Genomic DNA, 16,624 nt, shown 5'->3' with positions numbered 1-16,624 from the left:
ATGTTAGCTACCTTTTTTGAGTTCTTGCAGCACCAGCTTGGCCACGGCCTTGAGCGTGTCGAACACGCCGATGCCCTTGGGCGCGCACGCCTCAAACTCGGGCACCTTGGTGGGGTTGAGCATCTCTTGCAACTCTTCGAGCGGCGACGCGTTGGGCAGATCGCGCTTGTTGTACTGCACCACGTAGGGCAGCTTGTCGAGGTTATAGCCCTGCTCCTCAAGGTTGAAACGCAGGTTGTCGAGGCTCTCGATGTTGGCCTCTTGGCGCTCGATCTGTGAATCACCGACAAACACCACGCCGTCGACACCCTTAAGGATGAGCTTGCGGCTGGCGTCGTAAAACACCTGGCCCGGCACGGTATAGAGATGAAAACGCGTCTTGAAGCCGCGAATTTCGCCAAGTGATAGCGGCAAAAAGTCAAAGAACAAGGTCCGCTCGGTTTCGGTCGCGAGCGAGATCATCTTGCCCTTGGCCTCGGGATTGGTCTTGTTGTAGATGTACTGCAAATTCGTGGTCTTGCCGCACAGGCCGGGCCCGTAGTAAACGATCTTGCAGTTGATCTCGCGCGACGAGTAGTTGATGAAGCTCATGGTAGTTTTACTGCTCCCCTACTCGCTAAAAAGGTTGTCGATGTCCGCATCGGTAATTTCGGCGAAGACCGAAGGTTGCGAATTGGCGGCGCTCTTTTTCACTAGTTGCTCGAGCACGAGCTCGATTTCTTTGGAGGCCTTTTTCTCGCGCAGGCGGACTAAGCCTGGCGAGGTGCGCTGATCAAACACGATGAGCAAGATCACGCGCTGGCCGATAATGGAGATGCGGATGCTGGTTTGCTCGCCCTCGTGGAGCTGGCCGGTGAACTCTTTTTCGGCGAGCAGCTGGGCGATGCCACCGGTCGCGGCGACGTTGCCGGCGGTGAGCGAAGACAGCGAGGTGACGTCGAGCTCTTCGACGTCGCCGGCGTGAGAGATTTCCTGGCCATTTTTGTCGATGACAAAGACGGCTTTGGAGTTTGAGTCGCGCTGAAGCGCCGCGCAAATCGTATTGATTAGCGTCAGCTCTTCTTCGTACATCACAAGTTGATTGGCCATGTTTGCCCGGCTCCTTTAGCCTTCGTACCTACGTCCCAAAACGTGCGGCAAGGGCCTAGCCCTCACCACAATCCGCAACAGATCAAAGTTAGCAAACGCGCGTTCTAAGATTCAATGGCCGGGGGCCTTTAAGCACCCGCCGAGCCGCGGCAAACGCTATATAAGAGCGCGGATTTGCGGCACATGTAACCCTACGTGGCACATGTGTACGCGCATGGGGTTCGCGGCGGGCATTACACCGGCGCGCGATGCGCGATGGCGCGGGCGATCGTCGCCTGATCCGTGTATTCGAGCTCGCTGCCCACGGCCATGCCGGTGGCGATGCGCGACACCACGATGCCCAGCGGGCCGAGCAGCTTGGCAATATACATCGCGGTGGCCTCACCCTCGACGCTGGGGTTGGTGGCCAAGATGACCTCGGCGATTTGGTCCTGGCCGACGCGCCGCAACAGCTCGCCGATGCGCAGCTCGTCAGGACCGATGCCGTCAAGCGGCGACAGCAGCCCATGCAGCACATGGTAGCGGCCGCGGAAATGTGCGCCGCGCTCAATGGCCGCGATGTCGGCCGGCGTGGCGACGACGCACACCATGCTGCCGTCGCGCGCGCCATCGGCGCAAAACGCGCAAGGATCGGTGTCTGAGAGCGTCATGCAGGTGGCGCAGGTGCCAATTTTTTGCGTGACATCGGCGATGGCCAAGGCGAGGCGACTGGCAAGGTCAGGCGTGCGCAGCAAGTGATACGCCAACCGCGTGGCGCTCTTTTCGCCGACGCCGGGCAGGCGCGCCAGCTGCTGTACGAGAACGCGGATTGGATCGGCCATGGTGCTTCGCGCGGCGCGGGCTACATGCCGGGGATTTGCATGCCGCCCATCAGCGAATTCATGCGCGTCTTGGCCATTTCGCCGACCTTGGCGTTGGCCTGGTTCACCGCGGCGGTGATGAGGTCTTGCAGCATGCCGATGTCGCTCGGATCGACCACGGCCTTGTCGATGGTGAGCTTTAGCAACTCGTGATGGCCGTTGACGGTGGCCGTCACCATGGCACCGCCGGCGGCGCCCTCGGCGGTGAGATTCACCAGCTCTTCTTGCGCCTTGGCCGCGTCGGCTTGCAGCTTCTGCGCCTGCTTCATGAGTTGATTGAGGTCAGGCATGCGCCCGCCGCCAAATGGATTGCCTTTAGACATCGGTTTTTATCTCCTTGATCGTCGCGCCAAAGCTACTTAGCACAAGTTTGGTGATGGGGTGCGCCGCGGCCTCTTCGGTGCGACGCTTGCGCTCGCCGGTGTCGGCCTCCTGCTTGGTTTCCAGCATCGAGCGCGCCGGCAGCGCGGCCGATTCGGCGGCTGACAGCAGCCGCACCACGACGTCGATGGCTTGACCCGTAAAGGCGGTCATGACGGCGCGCATTTCGTCGATCGACTCGCGCTCCTTGGCGAGCTCGCCTAGGGTGCGAAACTCCTCGGCAAACCCCACGACCAGCTCGCCGGCGTTCCACGACAGCACGCGGCCATGTTGGTAATAGCCGAGCAACGACAGCTTGCGCTTTTCGTCGAGGTGGGCCAGCACCCGCTCCCAGCGCGCGCTGGCGTCGGTTTCGCCGCTTGCGGCTGGCGTGGCGACGGCAACGGCAACGGCAACCGGGGATGCCGGAACGGCCGCTGGCGTTGGCGCAGCTTGCCGCGGGGCGGGAGCAGCGGTGGGTGCCGCAGGCGACTGGGCCGGCTTTGGCGCGGGCGCGGTTGCGCTCGCCGCGGGTTTGCCGCCACTGCCTGACCCGGTTGGCCCCGCCGGACCGCTCGGCCCAGGCGAACCAGCGCCGCCGCGCAGCAAGCGCTGCTCCATTTGTTGCAGCCGCGAAAGCAAATCGCTAAGCGGCACAAGGTCTTCCGCCGTCGCCAGCTCAATGAGCGCAAACTCCAGCACATAGCGCGGGCTGCTCGCGCGTGGCATGGCATCGGCGCACGCCATCAGGCGATCGAACATTTGTTGCAGGCGCAGCGCACCGAGCGCCGACGCCTGTTTTTTGAGCGCGGCGAGGTCTTCCGCCGCAAGCTCCAGGCTGGCGCCGGCACCAGGCGCGGCCTCGATGATCGCCGCATCGCGCACGTGGCGCACTAACGCGCGCAAGACCTGCGTCTCGTCGATGCCACGCGCGCATGCCGCATCGACGGCCGCGAGCGCCGCCGCGGCATCGCTTGCGGCGATCGCTTGCATTAACGCCGAGATGAGCGCGCGATCGGCGACGCCTAGGACCTCAGCGGTGTTGGCCTCGGTGAGCGGCTTTGCCCCAACATAGGAAATAACTTGGTCGGCCAGCGAAAGTGCGTCGCGCACCGAACCACCGGATTCACGCACAATCAGGCTCGTCGCGCCAGGCGCGGCCGTTAGCCCCTCTTTGGCAAAAATGCCTTGCAGGTGCGCGGCTAATTGCGTTGCCGACACCAGCTTAAAATCGTAGCGCTGACAACGCGACAAGATCGTATTTGGAATCTTGTGGGGCTCGGTGGTCGCGAACACGAAGCTCACGTGCGGCGGCGGCTCCTCGAGCGTCTTGAGCAGGGCGTTGAACGCCTCGGTGGTGAGCATGTGCACCTCGTCGATGACGTACACCTTCTTGCGAAACATGGCCGGCTGATAACGCACCGCCTCGGTGAGCTCGCGAATGGCATCGATGCCGCGGTTGCTCGCGCCGTCCATCTCGACGTAGTCCACCGCGTTGCCGCCGGCGATGCCCGCGCACGCCGCGCAACTTCCACAAGGCGTCGCGGTCGGGCCCTTTTCACAGTTTACAGATTTGCCCAAGATACGCGCGAGCGTCGTCTTGCCGACGCCGCGTGGCCCGCAAAACAGGAACGCATGGTGCAAGCGATCCGCGGAAAACGCATTCATCAGGGTATGGGTGACGTGATCCTGCCCCACGACCTCGCTAAAGGTTGTCGGGCGATACTTTCGCGCAAGGACCAAATACGACATGAAACTCCCAACCGCCGAGGGCGGCAGCCCGGGCCAATATGTAGCATGCGGCGCCAGCGCCTGCACCATGGCCCCCGCTCCACCGGCTAGCCCTGTCGCAAATAAAGCCACGCGCCCGCGGCGGCGGCCGCGAGGATGAGCAGGGCGGTCATCACGGCCATCCGGCGCGCCCTGCTGGCGCCCATAGGCCTGCTCGCGACCACGCCCGAACCTTGCAAAAGGCCGCGCGAAAGCGAGGTTGTGCGCGCCCGCGCCGAGGCGACGCCCTTCAGCGGGTCGCGATCGGCGACCACCTTGGGGGCGTGTTCTGCGGGCGCGGCAACGCGGCTCGAGACATCAGGGACGTCATCGATCACGACCGGCACCGCTTCAAGCGGCTGCGGGCGGTCCCAGAGTTCCTCGACGATTACGTCGATTTCGTCGGTATCGTTGTGAGGCACCAGCTCGGCGTACGCGTTGGCCAAGGTCGCGGTCGGACGGCGCCATTGCGTGGTCTCAGGCGAAAGGCCGATCGCCTCATTGGTGCCTGCAGCGTGGCCAATCTCCGAAAACAACCACTCGCACCAGCGCTGCACCTCAAGCGGCGTGGAGCGCAGGCGTCGCCGCGCGGCAAAATCGGCGAGCGCGTGCGCGAACTCGCTCGCGGTGGCAAAGCGCTCGCTCGGTTTTTTGGCGAGCGCGCGGAGCACGATGGCGTCGAGTTCGGGTGGCACGGCGCCATTGCGGGTGCTCGGGGGCGGCACGTCGCAGCGCTGAAGTTTCTGCAAGGTCTCGTATTCGTTTTTGCAGGCAAAGAGCGGGCGCACCGTCAGCAGCTCGTGCAGCACGATGCCCGCCGAAAAAATATCGCTCCGCGCGTCGATGGCCTGCCCCATCGCGGTCTCGGGCGCCATATAGGCCAGCTTGCCTTTGACCCGACCGGTGTGCGTAAGAAATTGCTGCGTCTGCGCCTTGGCGATGCCGAAATCGATCATCGTCAGGTGGCCTTGTTGATCGACCAAGAGGTTGGCTGGTGAGACGTCGCGATGCACAATGCCCAGCGGCTCGCCGGTTAGATCGCGGCTGCGATGCGCGTAGTCGAGCGCCTGCAACATTTGCTGCGCCAAGCACAGCGCGACCGAAAGTGGCGGCTGACGGCCGATGCGACGCGCCTGACGCAGCACGCCGCGCAGATCGTGCCCAACCACGTATTGCATGGAAATGAAGTAGGTGCCGCCAACTCGCCCCAACTCGTAAATCTTGACGATGCCCGGATGCTCGAGCAGGGACGCCAGCTTGGCCTCGCGCACGAAGGCGCGCACGAAGCTCTCGTCATCGGCGAGATGAGGCAGCAAGCGCTTAAGCGCCACCTCACGCACCGGCCCGCCGTCTGGTTGGTGGTAGGCGCGATGAACCGTCGCCATGCCGCCGGCGCCGAGCCGCTCGAAGACGCGATACGGCCCGAAGGCCTCGCCTCGCTTTGTGCGCTGCAGCGGCGGATGTGGCGGTCGGGTCGCGATTGGCAAGGGTGGTGGCGACGATGTCGACGCGCGCGCGCGCGGCGGGTCATCAAACCGCGATGCGTCACCGGGGGGTTGCTGGTTCGCCATGGCTGCCCGACGCCGCGATGACGTCGCGGCCAATTTACGTCAGATGGGCGGACGCCGGCGAGTCATTCTTTGCGCTTCGCGGCGTTTTGCGGCGAATCGTCAGCAACCCGACAAAATAGTAGTGGCCCTGGATACCCACTCTTCCCGCTACCGTTGCTTCCTTCCGGATCTGGCGGAGTTCACAGGCGTCGTGTCACCCAGGACCAAGTCGCATATACCACTTGCAAAACACCCGGCAAAAACCAATCGCCACTTTTTTACGTGCTGTTGGCTTTACCGCAAAATCTCGTGGACTTGCGGTCGCTTTGCCCTCGAGGAGAGAGAGGGATTCGAACCCTCGGTACCTTTCGATACATACGATTTCCAATCGTACACCTTCGGCCACTCGGTCACCTCTCCATTCGCTCGCTGGATTGGTTGATCTCGGCGTCAGCGGCGGCTCGGCGATTCGTCATTACCAGGGAGGTAACTCCTCATCGCCTCACCTTGCTTCCTTGACCTCAACCAATCCAGCTTCGCTCATACATACAGACTACAGAATCCGAGGCGTCAGCGGTGGCTTGGCGATTCGTCATTACCCTCTGGGTAAAAAGAGGTAACTCCTCATCGCCTCACCTTGCTTCCTTGACCTCTCGCAAGCTGACTTCGCTCATGCATTTACGGCAGCGCTGCATGCTTCGGGTCGGCATGTATGTGCCGATTCAATATTGGAGGAGAAGGAGGGATTCGAACCCTCGGTACTTTCGTACACCTGATTTCGAATCAGGCACCATCGACCACTCGGACACTTCTCCAGAAACTAACGGGAACCAACCAAACCAAACTTACTTACCAAACTGCAAAAATTAACGGTCGGCAGCCAACCAGCGCGCAACCGGCGAACCGCGAGCGAAATGCCAACCGGGCAAGCTACTTGTAGGCGGGACCCTGGCGCAGTTTAGCGAAAAATTCTTTCAGCGTACGAGCGCACGTATCGGCGAGCACGCCGCCGATAATCTCGCTGACGCGGTGGTTAAGCCGCGCGTCGCTTGGAATCGCAAATAATGACGTGACGCCGCCAGCGTTGGGATTGTCGCAGCCATAGACCAAGCGCTTGACTCTGGCGTTGACGATGGCGCCGGCGCACATCGTGCACGGCTCCTGCGTAACGTATAACGTTCCTTCGACGCGCCACGAACCGAGCGCCGCCGCGGCCTCGCGCAGCGCTTCGCATTCGGCATGCGCCGTCGGGTCGCCGCGCTCCTCGCGGCGATTGCGGCCGCGCCCAATGACGACGCCGTCGATGACCACGACGCTGCCCACAGGCACATCGCCGATGTCGCCCGCCGCCTGCGCCTCAATGAGCGCGAGCTGCATAAAGGCCTCATCCTGGGCGGTGGCCAGCGCTTTGTTCACAATCGTGGTACCGGGAGGGCTCGAACCTCCAACCCCCGGCTTCGTAGGCCGGTGCTCTATCCATTGAGCTACGGAACCAAATACTCGCGTCTCTCGGCAACCAACTTGCCTGGTTGAGACGCCTGCCTAATACCCGCCACGCCTGTTAATTGCGAGCGAGGCGAAACCATTTGTAGCGAGAATCAGAACTTTGCGGAGGAGAAGAGATTCGAACTCTCGATACAGTTACCCGTATGCCGGTTTAGCAAACCGGTGCCTTCAGCCACTCGGCCACCCCTCCAAGACCATGGAATTATTAACTAAATCCACAATCAGGCGCAACGCATCGTAGGTGATGCGCCACGCCAATCTGCGTGTTTTGCTAGGCTATGCGATTGTCAGAGAACGCCGCGGGGGAAGGCAAAGGTGAGTTCCGCGGAGGGGGTGGGATTCGAACCCACGGTACCCGTAAAGATACGGCGGTTTTCAAGACCGCTGCCTTAAACCACTCGGCCACCCCTCCAGGTGGTTTCGCCCCTACGGCAGGGCGTTAATATATGGATCGTTTCCATGATGTAAAGCGGTGGCACGGGTTATCGGCCCGTTTTGCGGCGCGCCGGGGCGGCGGTAGCCAAGGGAGTGCCCGCGCGCCGCTGGTGTCACGTCGAGGAGGTCGTGGCGGGCAGCAAGTGGTCGCCTCCCGGGACGTAAAGGCAGCGCGCGACGTTTTGCGCCAGCAGCTCACGGCGGACCTGCGTGCCGTCAGGCGTTTCCACCAGGCGCCATAAGACATTGTAACGAAACCAACCCGAGGCGCGGAGTTCAAAGCGATGATCGGTCTCTTCGATGCGGTAGCGGTAGCGGCCCTCGCTGCGAGCGCGCACCTCCCCGTGAAGCACGCCATCTCGAATAAAGAGATGTAGCGCGACGGGGAACGGGTGCGGATTGCGCAACCGTAAATCGGCGTAGTTGTAATAAACGGTGGCGCCGCAGCCAAACGGCACCGTGCGGTGATCGTCGGGAAACAGATCGACACCGTGGCGATGGCGTTCGACAATTTCCAGGCCCGCGATGACCGCGAGGTAGTAAAGCAGGTTGGTTACCTGGCAGCTGCCGCCGCCGATGCCCTTGCTCGGCGCCTCATTGCGTAGCTGCAACCCATAGCGGTAGCCGCCCAGCCACGTCGGGCGGCCAACATACCAGTGATACGAAAACACGTCGCCAGGGGCGAGCAGCGCGCCACCAAGGCGGCGTACCGTTTCGCGGACGTTGGCCTCCTTGGCGCGTTGCAACGCGGGGTCGTACGCGCTAGCCATCGAGTCGCGCCTGAGCGGCGACTGATGCGCGGCAAGGACCACCGGCAAGTCATCTAGATGTGACACGCGCGTGGCATGCAGCCGCGGCCAGAGATATCGCGGGACATGCCGCGCACGCGCGATTTCTTGCCGTATGGCGAAGGGAACATGGCGGCGCCAAAGGGCGGCAAATGACGTATGCACGCGCATCTAGAGCCTACCAACGTTCGCGGCCCAGATCTATTCCTCGCGCGGCCGCACGGCGGGCGACTACAGACAGCCGCGAAAGCCCATCATGGTGCGCGTGGCCTCTGTGACGCGAGCCTTCTCGGTGGGGTTGCGCGCGATAAAGAGTTTCCACGCGCGACACGCGGACGCGTCGTTGCCGAGCTGGTTTTCAAGGAAGCCCGACATCCACATGGCTTCGGACAACCATTCGACCTTCTTGCCGGTCTTGGTCTCCTGCTCGATGCCCATGCGCGTCGCGCTGCTCAGCGCGGAGGCGGACGCGGCGGTGCGCTCGAGATCGCGATTGACCTGGGCGATCTTGTAATACGCATCCGCGGTCGGCGTGATGGCCACGGCCTTGGTCAGCGCCGCCAGCGCGTCTTGATAACGACGCAGGCCTTGCAGCGCCGCCCCCTTGCCAAACAGCACCCCGGGATCACTCGGCAGCAGCGTCTCGGCGGCCGTATATGCCACGAGCGCCTTCTCAAAGGCGACGCGCTCGAGGTGCAGGCGACCCAGGCCCGACAGCGAGTTAAACATTTTTGGATCGATCTCCGAGGCCTTGCCATAGGCGCGAATGGCTTCGTCCTTGTAGCGAAGGTCGCCATCGGCGCCGAGCGCTTCGCAGGCGCGTCCCAGTCCGTCAAAGTATTGCGCCTCGCCATCTTCATCGCTGGCGCGCGTGAAGAAGCGGCGCGCCTCGTCGAGCTTGCCAGCCTTGAGCAGGCCTTCGGCCTTGAGAAAGAGGCCCGCGGGGTATTCGGGCGCAACCTCGAGAATTTGATCGCCTTGCTCCTTGGCCTTGTCTATGTCGCCTTGGCGCGCCCAAAAGCGCCCCGCGCGCGCGCGAATGTCGAGCGTTACGTCGCGCGACGATACGAGCTTAGCGTAGAGATCGCCCGCCTCGCCATCGCGCGCTGCCGCCTCGAGCTCGAGCGCGTATTGCAGCCCGACGTCGAGCCGCGAGCCGTCCATCGCGAAGGTCTTGGCGAAGACGTTGATGGCCTCTTGCCGCTTGCCCTGGCGCGACAGCGCGACCGCTAATTGAAAGTTTGTTTCGATGTCGCCGGGGCGCGAGGCGAGCGCCTTGCGCAACCATTCCTCGCCGCGCGCGGGCGCGCCGGTGGTGGTATAGGCGACGCCCAGCGTGAGCGCCGTCGCCGGATCGTTGTTGGCGAGGCTCGAGATGGCGGTTAAGAATTCTTCGGCCTTGGCGCGATATTGCTTGGCGAGCTCGGGTTGCTTTTCGGCGTCGGCCTTGGCGGCGAGTCTGCCTAGCCCGTTGGCAGCCGCGACAGGTGGGCCGTAGTCGCCGGTTTCGGCGGTGGCGACGGCCTCCTGATAGAGCGCGATGACGTCGTCGGGCTTGCCGCCCTCGGCCTCGAGCATTTCGCCGCGCAAAACCAAGACGCGGCTCTTGATGCTGGCATTGGTCGTCGCGTTCGCATCGGCGATTAGGTTGTCCATAACGCCGCGGGCCTCGTTGGGGTTGCCCTTGGCGATGAGCACTTCGACGTGCAACATGCGCGCCGCAATATCGGCCTTGTCGCGGTCGAGCGCGCGCAACACCTGGCGTTCGGCCTCGTCGACGCGGTCTTGTCGCAACGCGAGCTTGGCAAGGCCAAGCGTCGCCGCAAAATCGTCACCCGAGATCGCCAGCGCCTTGCGATAGCGATCGGCGGCGACCTCGAGGCGGCCGGCGCGCAGCGCTTCGTCGGCGGCCAGGCCCCACGCCTTGAGCACGGCGCGAGCATCGGCCTTTTCGATGTCAGGCCGCGCCAAGAGCGCGACGAGATCTGATTCGCGACGCGCGTAATCAGACGGCGGCATCGCGGCGGCGAGGCCTACCTGCGCGCCGATATGGTCCTTATCTTTTTCCAGCACCTTGGCGTAATCAGCGCGCGCGCCTTCCCGATCGCCGAGCATGGCCTTGGCTTCGGCGCGGCCGATGAGTTCGGGTATTTGGCGTTCGGGCGCGGCGGCCAGCGAGCGCTCAAACGCGACTTGTGCGGCCTTCCACTTGCGCGCCGACAGATACGCCCAGCCTTGATACAAGGCCACCTGCTTGTTGCCTGGATCAGCCGCCACCACGGTCTCGAGCCGTTGCAACGCGCGTTCACCTTGGCCGGTATCGAGCGCAAGCAATTTGAGCGCCTGCGCCATTTCGACGTCGTTGCCTTTGGCGGTGCCCATCTTGGCAATCAGGTTCTTGACCTGACCGAGCCTGCGCGCGCCATCAACCCCTTCATCGAGATAACCGGCGAGCAAGCCTTGCGCCGCGATGCCGAGCGCGTCGGAATTGTTTGGTTGTAGCGCGAGCACTTCGTTCGCAATGGTCACCGCCTTATCCCAATGACCGGTATTGCCGCGCGACAGCTCGGTGCGGGCGTCCACCAGCAGATTGGCGATCTTGGTTTCGAGCTCCTTAGCCGCTGACCACTTGAGATAGCCGTAGATCCCACCGCTGATCACGAGCAGCACCGCAACGCCCACGCCGACCGCGATGAGCTTGGCGCGCTTGGTAAGCTCGCCCTTGCTTTTCTTTGACGAAATATCAATTTTTGTCGCAGGGCCGTCGGGGTTCGCCGCGGGGGCCGAGGATTTAGTTGAGCTGCTCGGCATGCCAAAGGCAGGCGCGGCCTGTTTGTCGCTGCCAAGCGAGAGGTCGAGGTCGTCGGTCGAGGTGCCGAAATCTACTTCGGTCTTGTTGCGACCCTCAGTGACCGACGCGCCAGACGCGCCGGACGCCGCGGCGGCGGCATTTGAGGCCATCGCATCAGACACCGATTGGGCCGCGGCTGCACGCTGACTTGGTTGGCTGCTCGAGCTCGCGCTGCTGCTTGGCAAATCGAGGCCGCCAAAATCACCCAAGTCGAGGTTTGGCACGGCGGCGCCCGCGGCGGGTTTGGCGATCGGGGGCGGTGCAAGCGGCTCGGCCTTGCCCCCAGCGGTGGCGGCAGGCGTACTTGGTTGTTCCAGATCTAGATCGTCGAGATCTAGCGCCTTGCCGCCTCCGCTGCTTGGTGCGTGCGTCGAGATTGGCTTGGGCAAGTCACCGAGCAGATCGAGGCTCGCGCCACTGGCTACCTTCGGCGGCGCCGCGGGCGATGGCAGTGGCAGATCCGCAAAAAGATCGGACGGCTTGGCGGTGAGGCCCTGTTCGAGCTTTGGGGTTAACGAATTGGCGGCAGGCGCGGCTGGGCTTGGCAGATCCAGCATGTCGAGCGCGGCGTGGCCGAGATTGAGCGGCGGCGCGGCGGCTGGCGCCTTAGGTGCCGGCAGATCGGCAAAAGCGCCGGCGGGACCCTTAGGCGCGGGCAAATCGGCAATGCCTCCGCCCCCGACTGGACCTTTGGGCGTCGGCAAATTTCCAAACGCACCACCAACGGGACCCTTGGGCGCCGGCAAGTCGCCAAATGCGCCACCAACGGGACCCTTGGGTGCGGGCAAATCGCCGAAGGGTCCGCCGCTGCCGACCGGGCCTTTGGGCGCGGGCAGATCGCCGAACGGTCCACCGCTGCCGACGGGGCCTTTGGGCGCGGGCAGGTCGCCAAACGGTCCACTCGCGGCGGCCGGCCCTTTGGGCGCGGGGAGATCGCCTAGGCCTGCGAGCGCCGACAAGCCCGTCTTGGCAGTTTTCGGTGCGGGCAAATCACCCATATCGCGCGGCGCAGGCCCCGTCGCGATGCCGAACGCGGTCTTGTTGCTAGCAGGTGCCTCGTTGACGGTTGGCAATTCCTGCAAGGCATCGAGCTCAAGACCGAGCGATGGCAGCGGTTGGCCCGCGCCAGTCGGCGCGCCGGCCAACGGTGAAGCGCGCCGAGGCGCTGGCAAATCAAGGACATCGTCGCCATCGCCATCTTCGGCGTCAAAGGCGGCGAGCGCAGGACCAAAACCAATTGGACGCACCGCGATCGCAACGCCACAGGCCTGACACGCGACCTCCTTTGCGCCAGCCGGCAGGTCGCCATCAGCCAAAGATTGAGTCGCGCCGCACGCGCCGCACGTGAGCTGTTTCATCGTGGGAAATCATACCGCGCGGCCACTTGCGCGTGGTTAACCGCGCGGCACATTGTGACGCGAACAGCCGCCCTACTTATGGATGTGTGGCGCGATGTAGGAAACGCGCCGACAAACGCTCAGCCTTGATAGGACGCCGCGGCGCCAGCTTGGCGCGCGAGCATCGACTTAAGCGAAAACCAAAACAGCGTGCCGTAAACCGCGGCCGCGGCGAGGAGTTGCGCGGGGCCTTGCTTCCATTTTGCCTCGAAGAAAAGCATGAAGAGCAGCGCGATGAGCGTGAACATCGACACCATGCCCGAGCCAATGACCAGCGCGCCGAGGCTGAAGCGCTCGCTTTGCGCAAACGCCTCGTTGTTGGTCTGTTGCAACGCCATGCGGGTAAGCCACACAAAGCCTGCCGAGCCGAGCACCATGGCCAGGCCGCTCTTGACCATATCTTTGCCACCCTCGCCGCCTGACAAGGCCCACGCCAAGATTACGGTAATGCCTGCGCTGGCGATGATGACGCCGAGCGTGCCGATGGCATGCAGCGCGAGCTTGATGCCCACTTGCGTGTCGCCGCGGCTCTTGCTCGCATCGTTGCGGCGGTCGACGACAATAATAAAATACGCGAACGCGATAAATTGCAGCACGGTCACGGGGATCATGATCATCCCCACGGCCGCGCCCGTCATAAGTCCAGCAAGTTCACCAAATAGTCCCATCGTTTTCTCCTTTTCCTTACCCCGTAGTGGTGGTGGGCCGCAGTGTTGTAACTTGCGCAGTGACTTGCAAGAGGCAGTCTCACTTACTTTGGTGCGCCTGCAAGCGCCCGCGCGCGACGCCGACATAGGGCGCGCTGGCATCGCCGACGATGAAGCGTCGCCCGAGCGACATCGCGACCGCGGCCGTGGTGCCGGAGCCGCAAAAGGGATCGACGACGAGCTCCCCGGGGCGGCTCGACGCGCGCATCAGCGTCGCGATCAAGGCCTCGGGCTTTTGCGTGACGTGCGCGGTCTTCTCGGCGGTGCCATTACACAGGGTGGCGACCTCGAGCACGTCGCGCGGCTTGGCGCCGAGCGGATGAGGCTGCCATGCCTCGCGCGCCGGCGGCACGTCGACCTGCGGCGGCGCGTCATCGCCGCGCGGCGGCGCCGCCGGTCGGACCGGACGCGCATATTGCGAGCTCACCGCCTGCGTGCGCTGCGGATAGCGCGACGTGTGCTCATTGTACGGAATTCGGACATCATCAATATGGATGCCGCGGCACGCGTGGCGCCGTAGATGCAGGATAGACTCGTGGGAGCGACCCCAATCGCGCCCAAGGTTGGCCTTGTTTTTATAGTGCCAGACAAGCCACTTGCAGGCATCAAATCGGCGATGGCTGCGCGCCTTGATCTCGGCCAAGATCTCCGAGAAGCCAAAGACGTAGGCCGAGCCGGTCGGCCGCAGCACACGGCGCACCTCCGCCAACCACGCGTCGCACCACTCGACGTAGGCCTCGAGCGAAGGGAAGACGTCCCAGGCCGCCTTGCCGATGGCATAGGGCGGATCGGCGATGACGAGGTCGACCGACGCGTCGGCGAGCGAGCCGAGTAGATCGCGCGCATCGGCACGCCACAACGCGCCCGCCGGCAGCGCCAAGGCCTGCCTCATCGGCGCCAGCGGCCCCTCGAGATCGGGTGGCGTCGCCAGCGGCATGGCCTGCTTAGGTGGTCGACGCGGCACGACCCTCACTCTACGCGGGGGATCTGACTGTGATACATGAGGGCATGCCCGCCGCGCACGCCAAGGGAACCCGCCCCGATAAGCCCACGGTGGCGCGGCCGCCCGTAATGGTTCATCCAACCGCGATGGTCGAACGCGGCGCGCGGATTGGCCGCGGCACGCAAATCTGGCACCAGTCGCACGTTCGCCGCACGGCCATCATCGGCGAGGCGTGCATGATCGGTTACGGCTGCTACATCGACGCGACGCTCGGACGCGGCTGTCGCGTGCAGAACCACGCGTCGATCTTTGCCGGCGTCGAGTTGCGCGACGAGGTGTTTATTGGCCCCGGCGTGATGTTTAGCAACGTCAAGCGCCCGCGCGCGATGCGGCCGCAGCGCGATGCCTTTGTGCCGACGCTGGTCGAGCGCGGCGCGACGCTCGGTGCCGGCGTCACCGTGGTGTGCGGCGTCACCATCGGCGCGTACGCGATGGTTGGCGCCGGCGCCACCGTCACGCGCGATGTGCCGCCGCACGCCTTGGTGGTCGGCACGCCGGCGCGCGTGATCGGTTATGTTTGCGCCTGTGGCCAGCCGGCCAAAGCGCGGGCGCCACATGTTTGCGCGGCCTGCGCGGCGGTGGCAACCGCGACTAGCTCCGGCCGCCGCGCCACCTCAAAGCGCGGCCAGCGCCTTGGTGGCCGCACGGTACGCGTCGCTGCCACTCGACGCTAAGGCCTTGGCATGTTCGAGCAAGGCGCGCGCCTCCGCGGGCTTCGTCCCTCGCGCCTGCTTGATTAACGCCGCCGCCTTGTCGTTTAGCGCGGCGAGCAACATCGCGGTCGTCGCATCCTTGGGGCGCTCTACCACCAGAATGTCAGCGAGCGCGCGTGCGTCTTCATAGCGTTGTTGCGTCAGCAGGCTGCGCCCAAGCAATTCGAAATGCGCGATGGCCTGCGCATCGAGCCAGCGACTATGGGCTGCGCCATAGCGCTTGTCGATTTCGCGCGCCTGCCGCAGCGCCTCGAACGCCACCACGATGTCGTGGCTGGCCTGCGCGGTCGCCTTGTCGAGCAGCGTCTGCAGCTGCGAAAAGTCGCGGTGCATTTCCTTGGTCGCTTGGTCGGAAATGCCGGCAAGCGCGCGCGCCGCGCCGGCAAATTCGCGTTTGCCGTAGAGCACCAAGGCGCGTTGCTGCGCCTCTGAGCTGCCCGCGCTGCGTTGGTCGCTGCCCGCGGCCGTTGTGCTTGGCGTGGTGTCCCCGGATTTGCTGCCCGTCGCGTCCGGATCGCCGTATGTCGCGGATGCGCCGGCGTTGGTGGCCGGCTCGCCGCCCATGCCGCCCTTGGCGATAACAAAGGCGGCAAGGCCAAAAATTACGAGCACCACCGCGATGGCCGTCAGCGAAATTCCTGACTTACGTCCCAGCTTAAGCGCCGGATCGAGCTTATCGCCGGCATCGAGCGCCATCCATGCCAGATCGTCTGCGGGTGGCGGGGCTAGCAGGCGCGCGGCCGGCAACGGCAGCGCAGGCGTTGGCAGCGGCACGTCGGCAAGCGCGGGTGCGGCAGTGGGCATTGGCGTTGGCGCAGACTCCGCCAGCGTCGGCGGTAGCTCAGCGACGACCGGATCGAGCAAGGCGTCAAGATCGGTGCGCGCGCGTTTCGTGGCGGCCGGTGCAGGCGCGGGCGCCGGCGGTGCCGCTGGTGGCTCGGCTGCGATCGGCCAGACCGGCGGCGCCCCGGGGACGGCTGGCATCGGCGAGCGTGGCGTCAACACCCGTGCCGCAACCGGTGGCAGGGGCGCGAGCGGCGCACGCGGTGTCGGTGTGGGGATCGCCATGGGTGCGGGCATGGTCACCGAGGGCATGCCGGGCAGCGGCAGCGCCTTCATTTCAGTGGGCGTCAACACCACCTGCACCGGCGCGGGCCTTGCGCGAGGCGCCGGCGCGACGGGCCGAGGCTCGACCACAGGTGGCGTGAATTTTTTTTGTCCGGTGGGCTCCGGTATAGCCTCGCGCACCAGCTCGACGCGCAGCACCGTGAAGCCGATCTCGATCTTATCGTGTTGGGCCAGCGGCGTCGGCGCCACGATGACGTTGCCATTGAGCATGGTCCCGTTGTTGCTGCCGAGGTCTTGTGCGACCAGGCCGGCCTCGCTCGCGATGAATTCGACGTGGTTGCGCGATACCGACTTGTCGCTGAGCACCGCATCGTTGTCGAGGCCGCGGCCAATCCGCAGCGACTTGCCTGGGTCGAGGGAAAACCGCTGACCCTCATCGGGCCCGTCGATCACCATCACGGCGGCGCGCACCAATCGTCCCTCGGCAGCGCGCTCGTCGGCCATGGGCTATTGTACGGGCGCGGGCC

General features: G+C 64.4%; 13 protein-coding genes, 5 tRNA genes and 1 other RNA gene. 1 reads left to right on the top strand and 18 read right to left on the bottom strand.

The window, feature by feature from the left end:
• Positions 1–3: 3 nt before the first annotated feature.
• The 17 genes from IPL79_14445 to IPL79_14365 form a co-directional block, all read right to left on the bottom strand.
• Positions 4–591, bottom strand: a complete 588-nt coding sequence (locus IPL79_14445) for a GTPase domain-containing protein (GenBank protein ID MBK9072177.1) — start codon at positions 589–591, stop codon at positions 4–6.
• A gap of 18 nt (positions 592–609) precedes the next feature.
• On the bottom strand, positions 610–1,089 hold the full coding sequence (locus IPL79_14440) for a roadblock/LC7 domain-containing protein (protein MBK9072176.1): 480 nt from the start codon (positions 1,087–1,089) through the stop codon (positions 610–612).
• A gap of 233 nt (positions 1,090–1,322) precedes the next feature.
• Positions 1,323–1,910, bottom strand: a complete 588-nt coding sequence (gene recR, locus IPL79_14435) for a recombination protein RecR (protein MBK9072175.1) — start codon at positions 1,908–1,910, stop codon at positions 1,323–1,325.
• Between the two features lie 20 nt (positions 1,911–1,930).
• Positions 1,931–2,272 carry a YbaB/EbfC family nucleoid-associated protein gene (locus IPL79_14430; GenBank protein MBK9072174.1) on the bottom strand — a complete coding sequence of 114 codons (342 nt, stop codon included), beginning with the start codon at positions 2,270–2,272 and terminating at the stop codon, positions 1,931–1,933.
• Entirely contained in the window at positions 2,265–4,061 is a 1,797-nt protein-coding gene (gene dnaX / locus IPL79_14425; protein MBK9072173.1) for a DNA polymerase III subunit gamma/tau, read from the bottom strand. Before dnaX ends, IPL79_14430 begins: the two co-directional genes overlap by 8 nt.
• 86 nt (positions 4,062–4,147) lie before the next feature.
• Positions 4,148–5,650, bottom strand: coding sequence for a serine/threonine protein kinase (locus tag IPL79_14420; GenBank protein MBK9072172.1), 1,503 nt, complete (start codon positions 5,648–5,650; stop codon positions 4,148–4,150).
• Between the two features lie 116 nt (positions 5,651–5,766).
• An RNA gene (ffs, locus tag IPL79_14415) (signal recognition particle sRNA small type) lies at positions 5,767–5,859 on the bottom strand.
• A gap of 105 nt (positions 5,860–5,964) precedes the next feature.
• A tRNA-Ser gene (locus IPL79_14410) sits at positions 5,965–6,049 on the bottom strand.
• Positions 6,050–6,358: 309 nt separating this feature from the next.
• Positions 6,359–6,444, bottom strand: a tRNA-Ser gene (locus tag IPL79_14405).
• A 115-nt stretch (positions 6,445–6,559) separates the two neighbouring features.
• Entirely contained in the window at positions 6,560–7,045 is a 486-nt protein-coding gene (locus IPL79_14400) for a nucleoside deaminase (protein ID MBK9072171.1), read from the bottom strand.
• 5 nt (positions 7,046–7,050) lie between these two features.
• A tRNA-Arg gene (locus IPL79_14395) sits at positions 7,051–7,123 on the bottom strand.
• A 115-nt stretch (positions 7,124–7,238) separates the two neighbouring features.
• Positions 7,239–7,325, bottom strand: a tRNA-Ser gene (locus IPL79_14390).
• Positions 7,326–7,460: 135 nt separating this feature from the next.
• A tRNA-Ser gene (locus tag IPL79_14385) sits at positions 7,461–7,547 on the bottom strand.
• A 136-nt stretch (positions 7,548–7,683) separates the two neighbouring features.
• Entirely contained in the window at positions 7,684–8,406 is a 723-nt protein-coding gene (locus IPL79_14380; GenBank protein ID MBK9072170.1) for a VanW family protein, read from the bottom strand.
• Positions 8,407–8,589: 183 nt separating this feature from the next.
• Positions 8,590–12,567, bottom strand: a complete 3,978-nt coding sequence (locus IPL79_14375; GenBank protein MBK9072169.1) for a tetratricopeptide repeat protein — start codon at positions 12,565–12,567, stop codon at positions 8,590–8,592.
• A gap of 119 nt (positions 12,568–12,686) precedes the next feature.
• Positions 12,687–13,274: a hypothetical protein gene (locus IPL79_14370; GenBank protein MBK9072168.1), complete on the bottom strand. Its 588-nt coding sequence runs from the start codon at positions 13,272–13,274 to the stop codon at positions 12,687–12,689.
• A gap of 79 nt (positions 13,275–13,353) precedes the next feature.
• Positions 13,354–14,277 carry a site-specific DNA-methyltransferase gene (locus IPL79_14365; protein MBK9072167.1) on the bottom strand — a complete coding sequence of 308 codons (924 nt, stop codon included), beginning with the start codon at positions 14,275–14,277 and terminating at the stop codon, positions 13,354–13,356.
• Between the two features lie 44 nt (positions 14,278–14,321).
• Here IPL79_14365 and IPL79_14360 point away from each other — a divergent pair, with 44 nt between their 5' ends.
• Entirely contained in the window at positions 14,322–14,990 is a 669-nt protein-coding gene (locus IPL79_14360) for an N-acetyltransferase (protein MBK9072166.1), read from the top strand.
• Here IPL79_14360 and IPL79_14355 read toward each other — a convergent pair.
• Complete coding sequence (locus IPL79_14355) at positions 14,931–16,601, bottom strand: FHA domain-containing protein (protein MBK9072165.1); 1,671 nt, start codon at positions 16,599–16,601, stop codon at positions 14,931–14,933. The two genes, IPL79_14360 and IPL79_14355, sit on opposite strands and share 60 nt — an antisense overlap.
• Positions 16,602–16,624 lie beyond the last annotated feature (23 nt).

Source organism: Myxococcales bacterium (assembly GCA_016716835.1).
Taxonomy (GTDB): Bacteria; Myxococcota_A; Polyangia; order Haliangiales; family Haliangiaceae; genus JADJUW01.
Note: the sequence above shows the minus strand (reverse complement) of the source record. Positions and strands in the feature narration are given on the sequence as shown.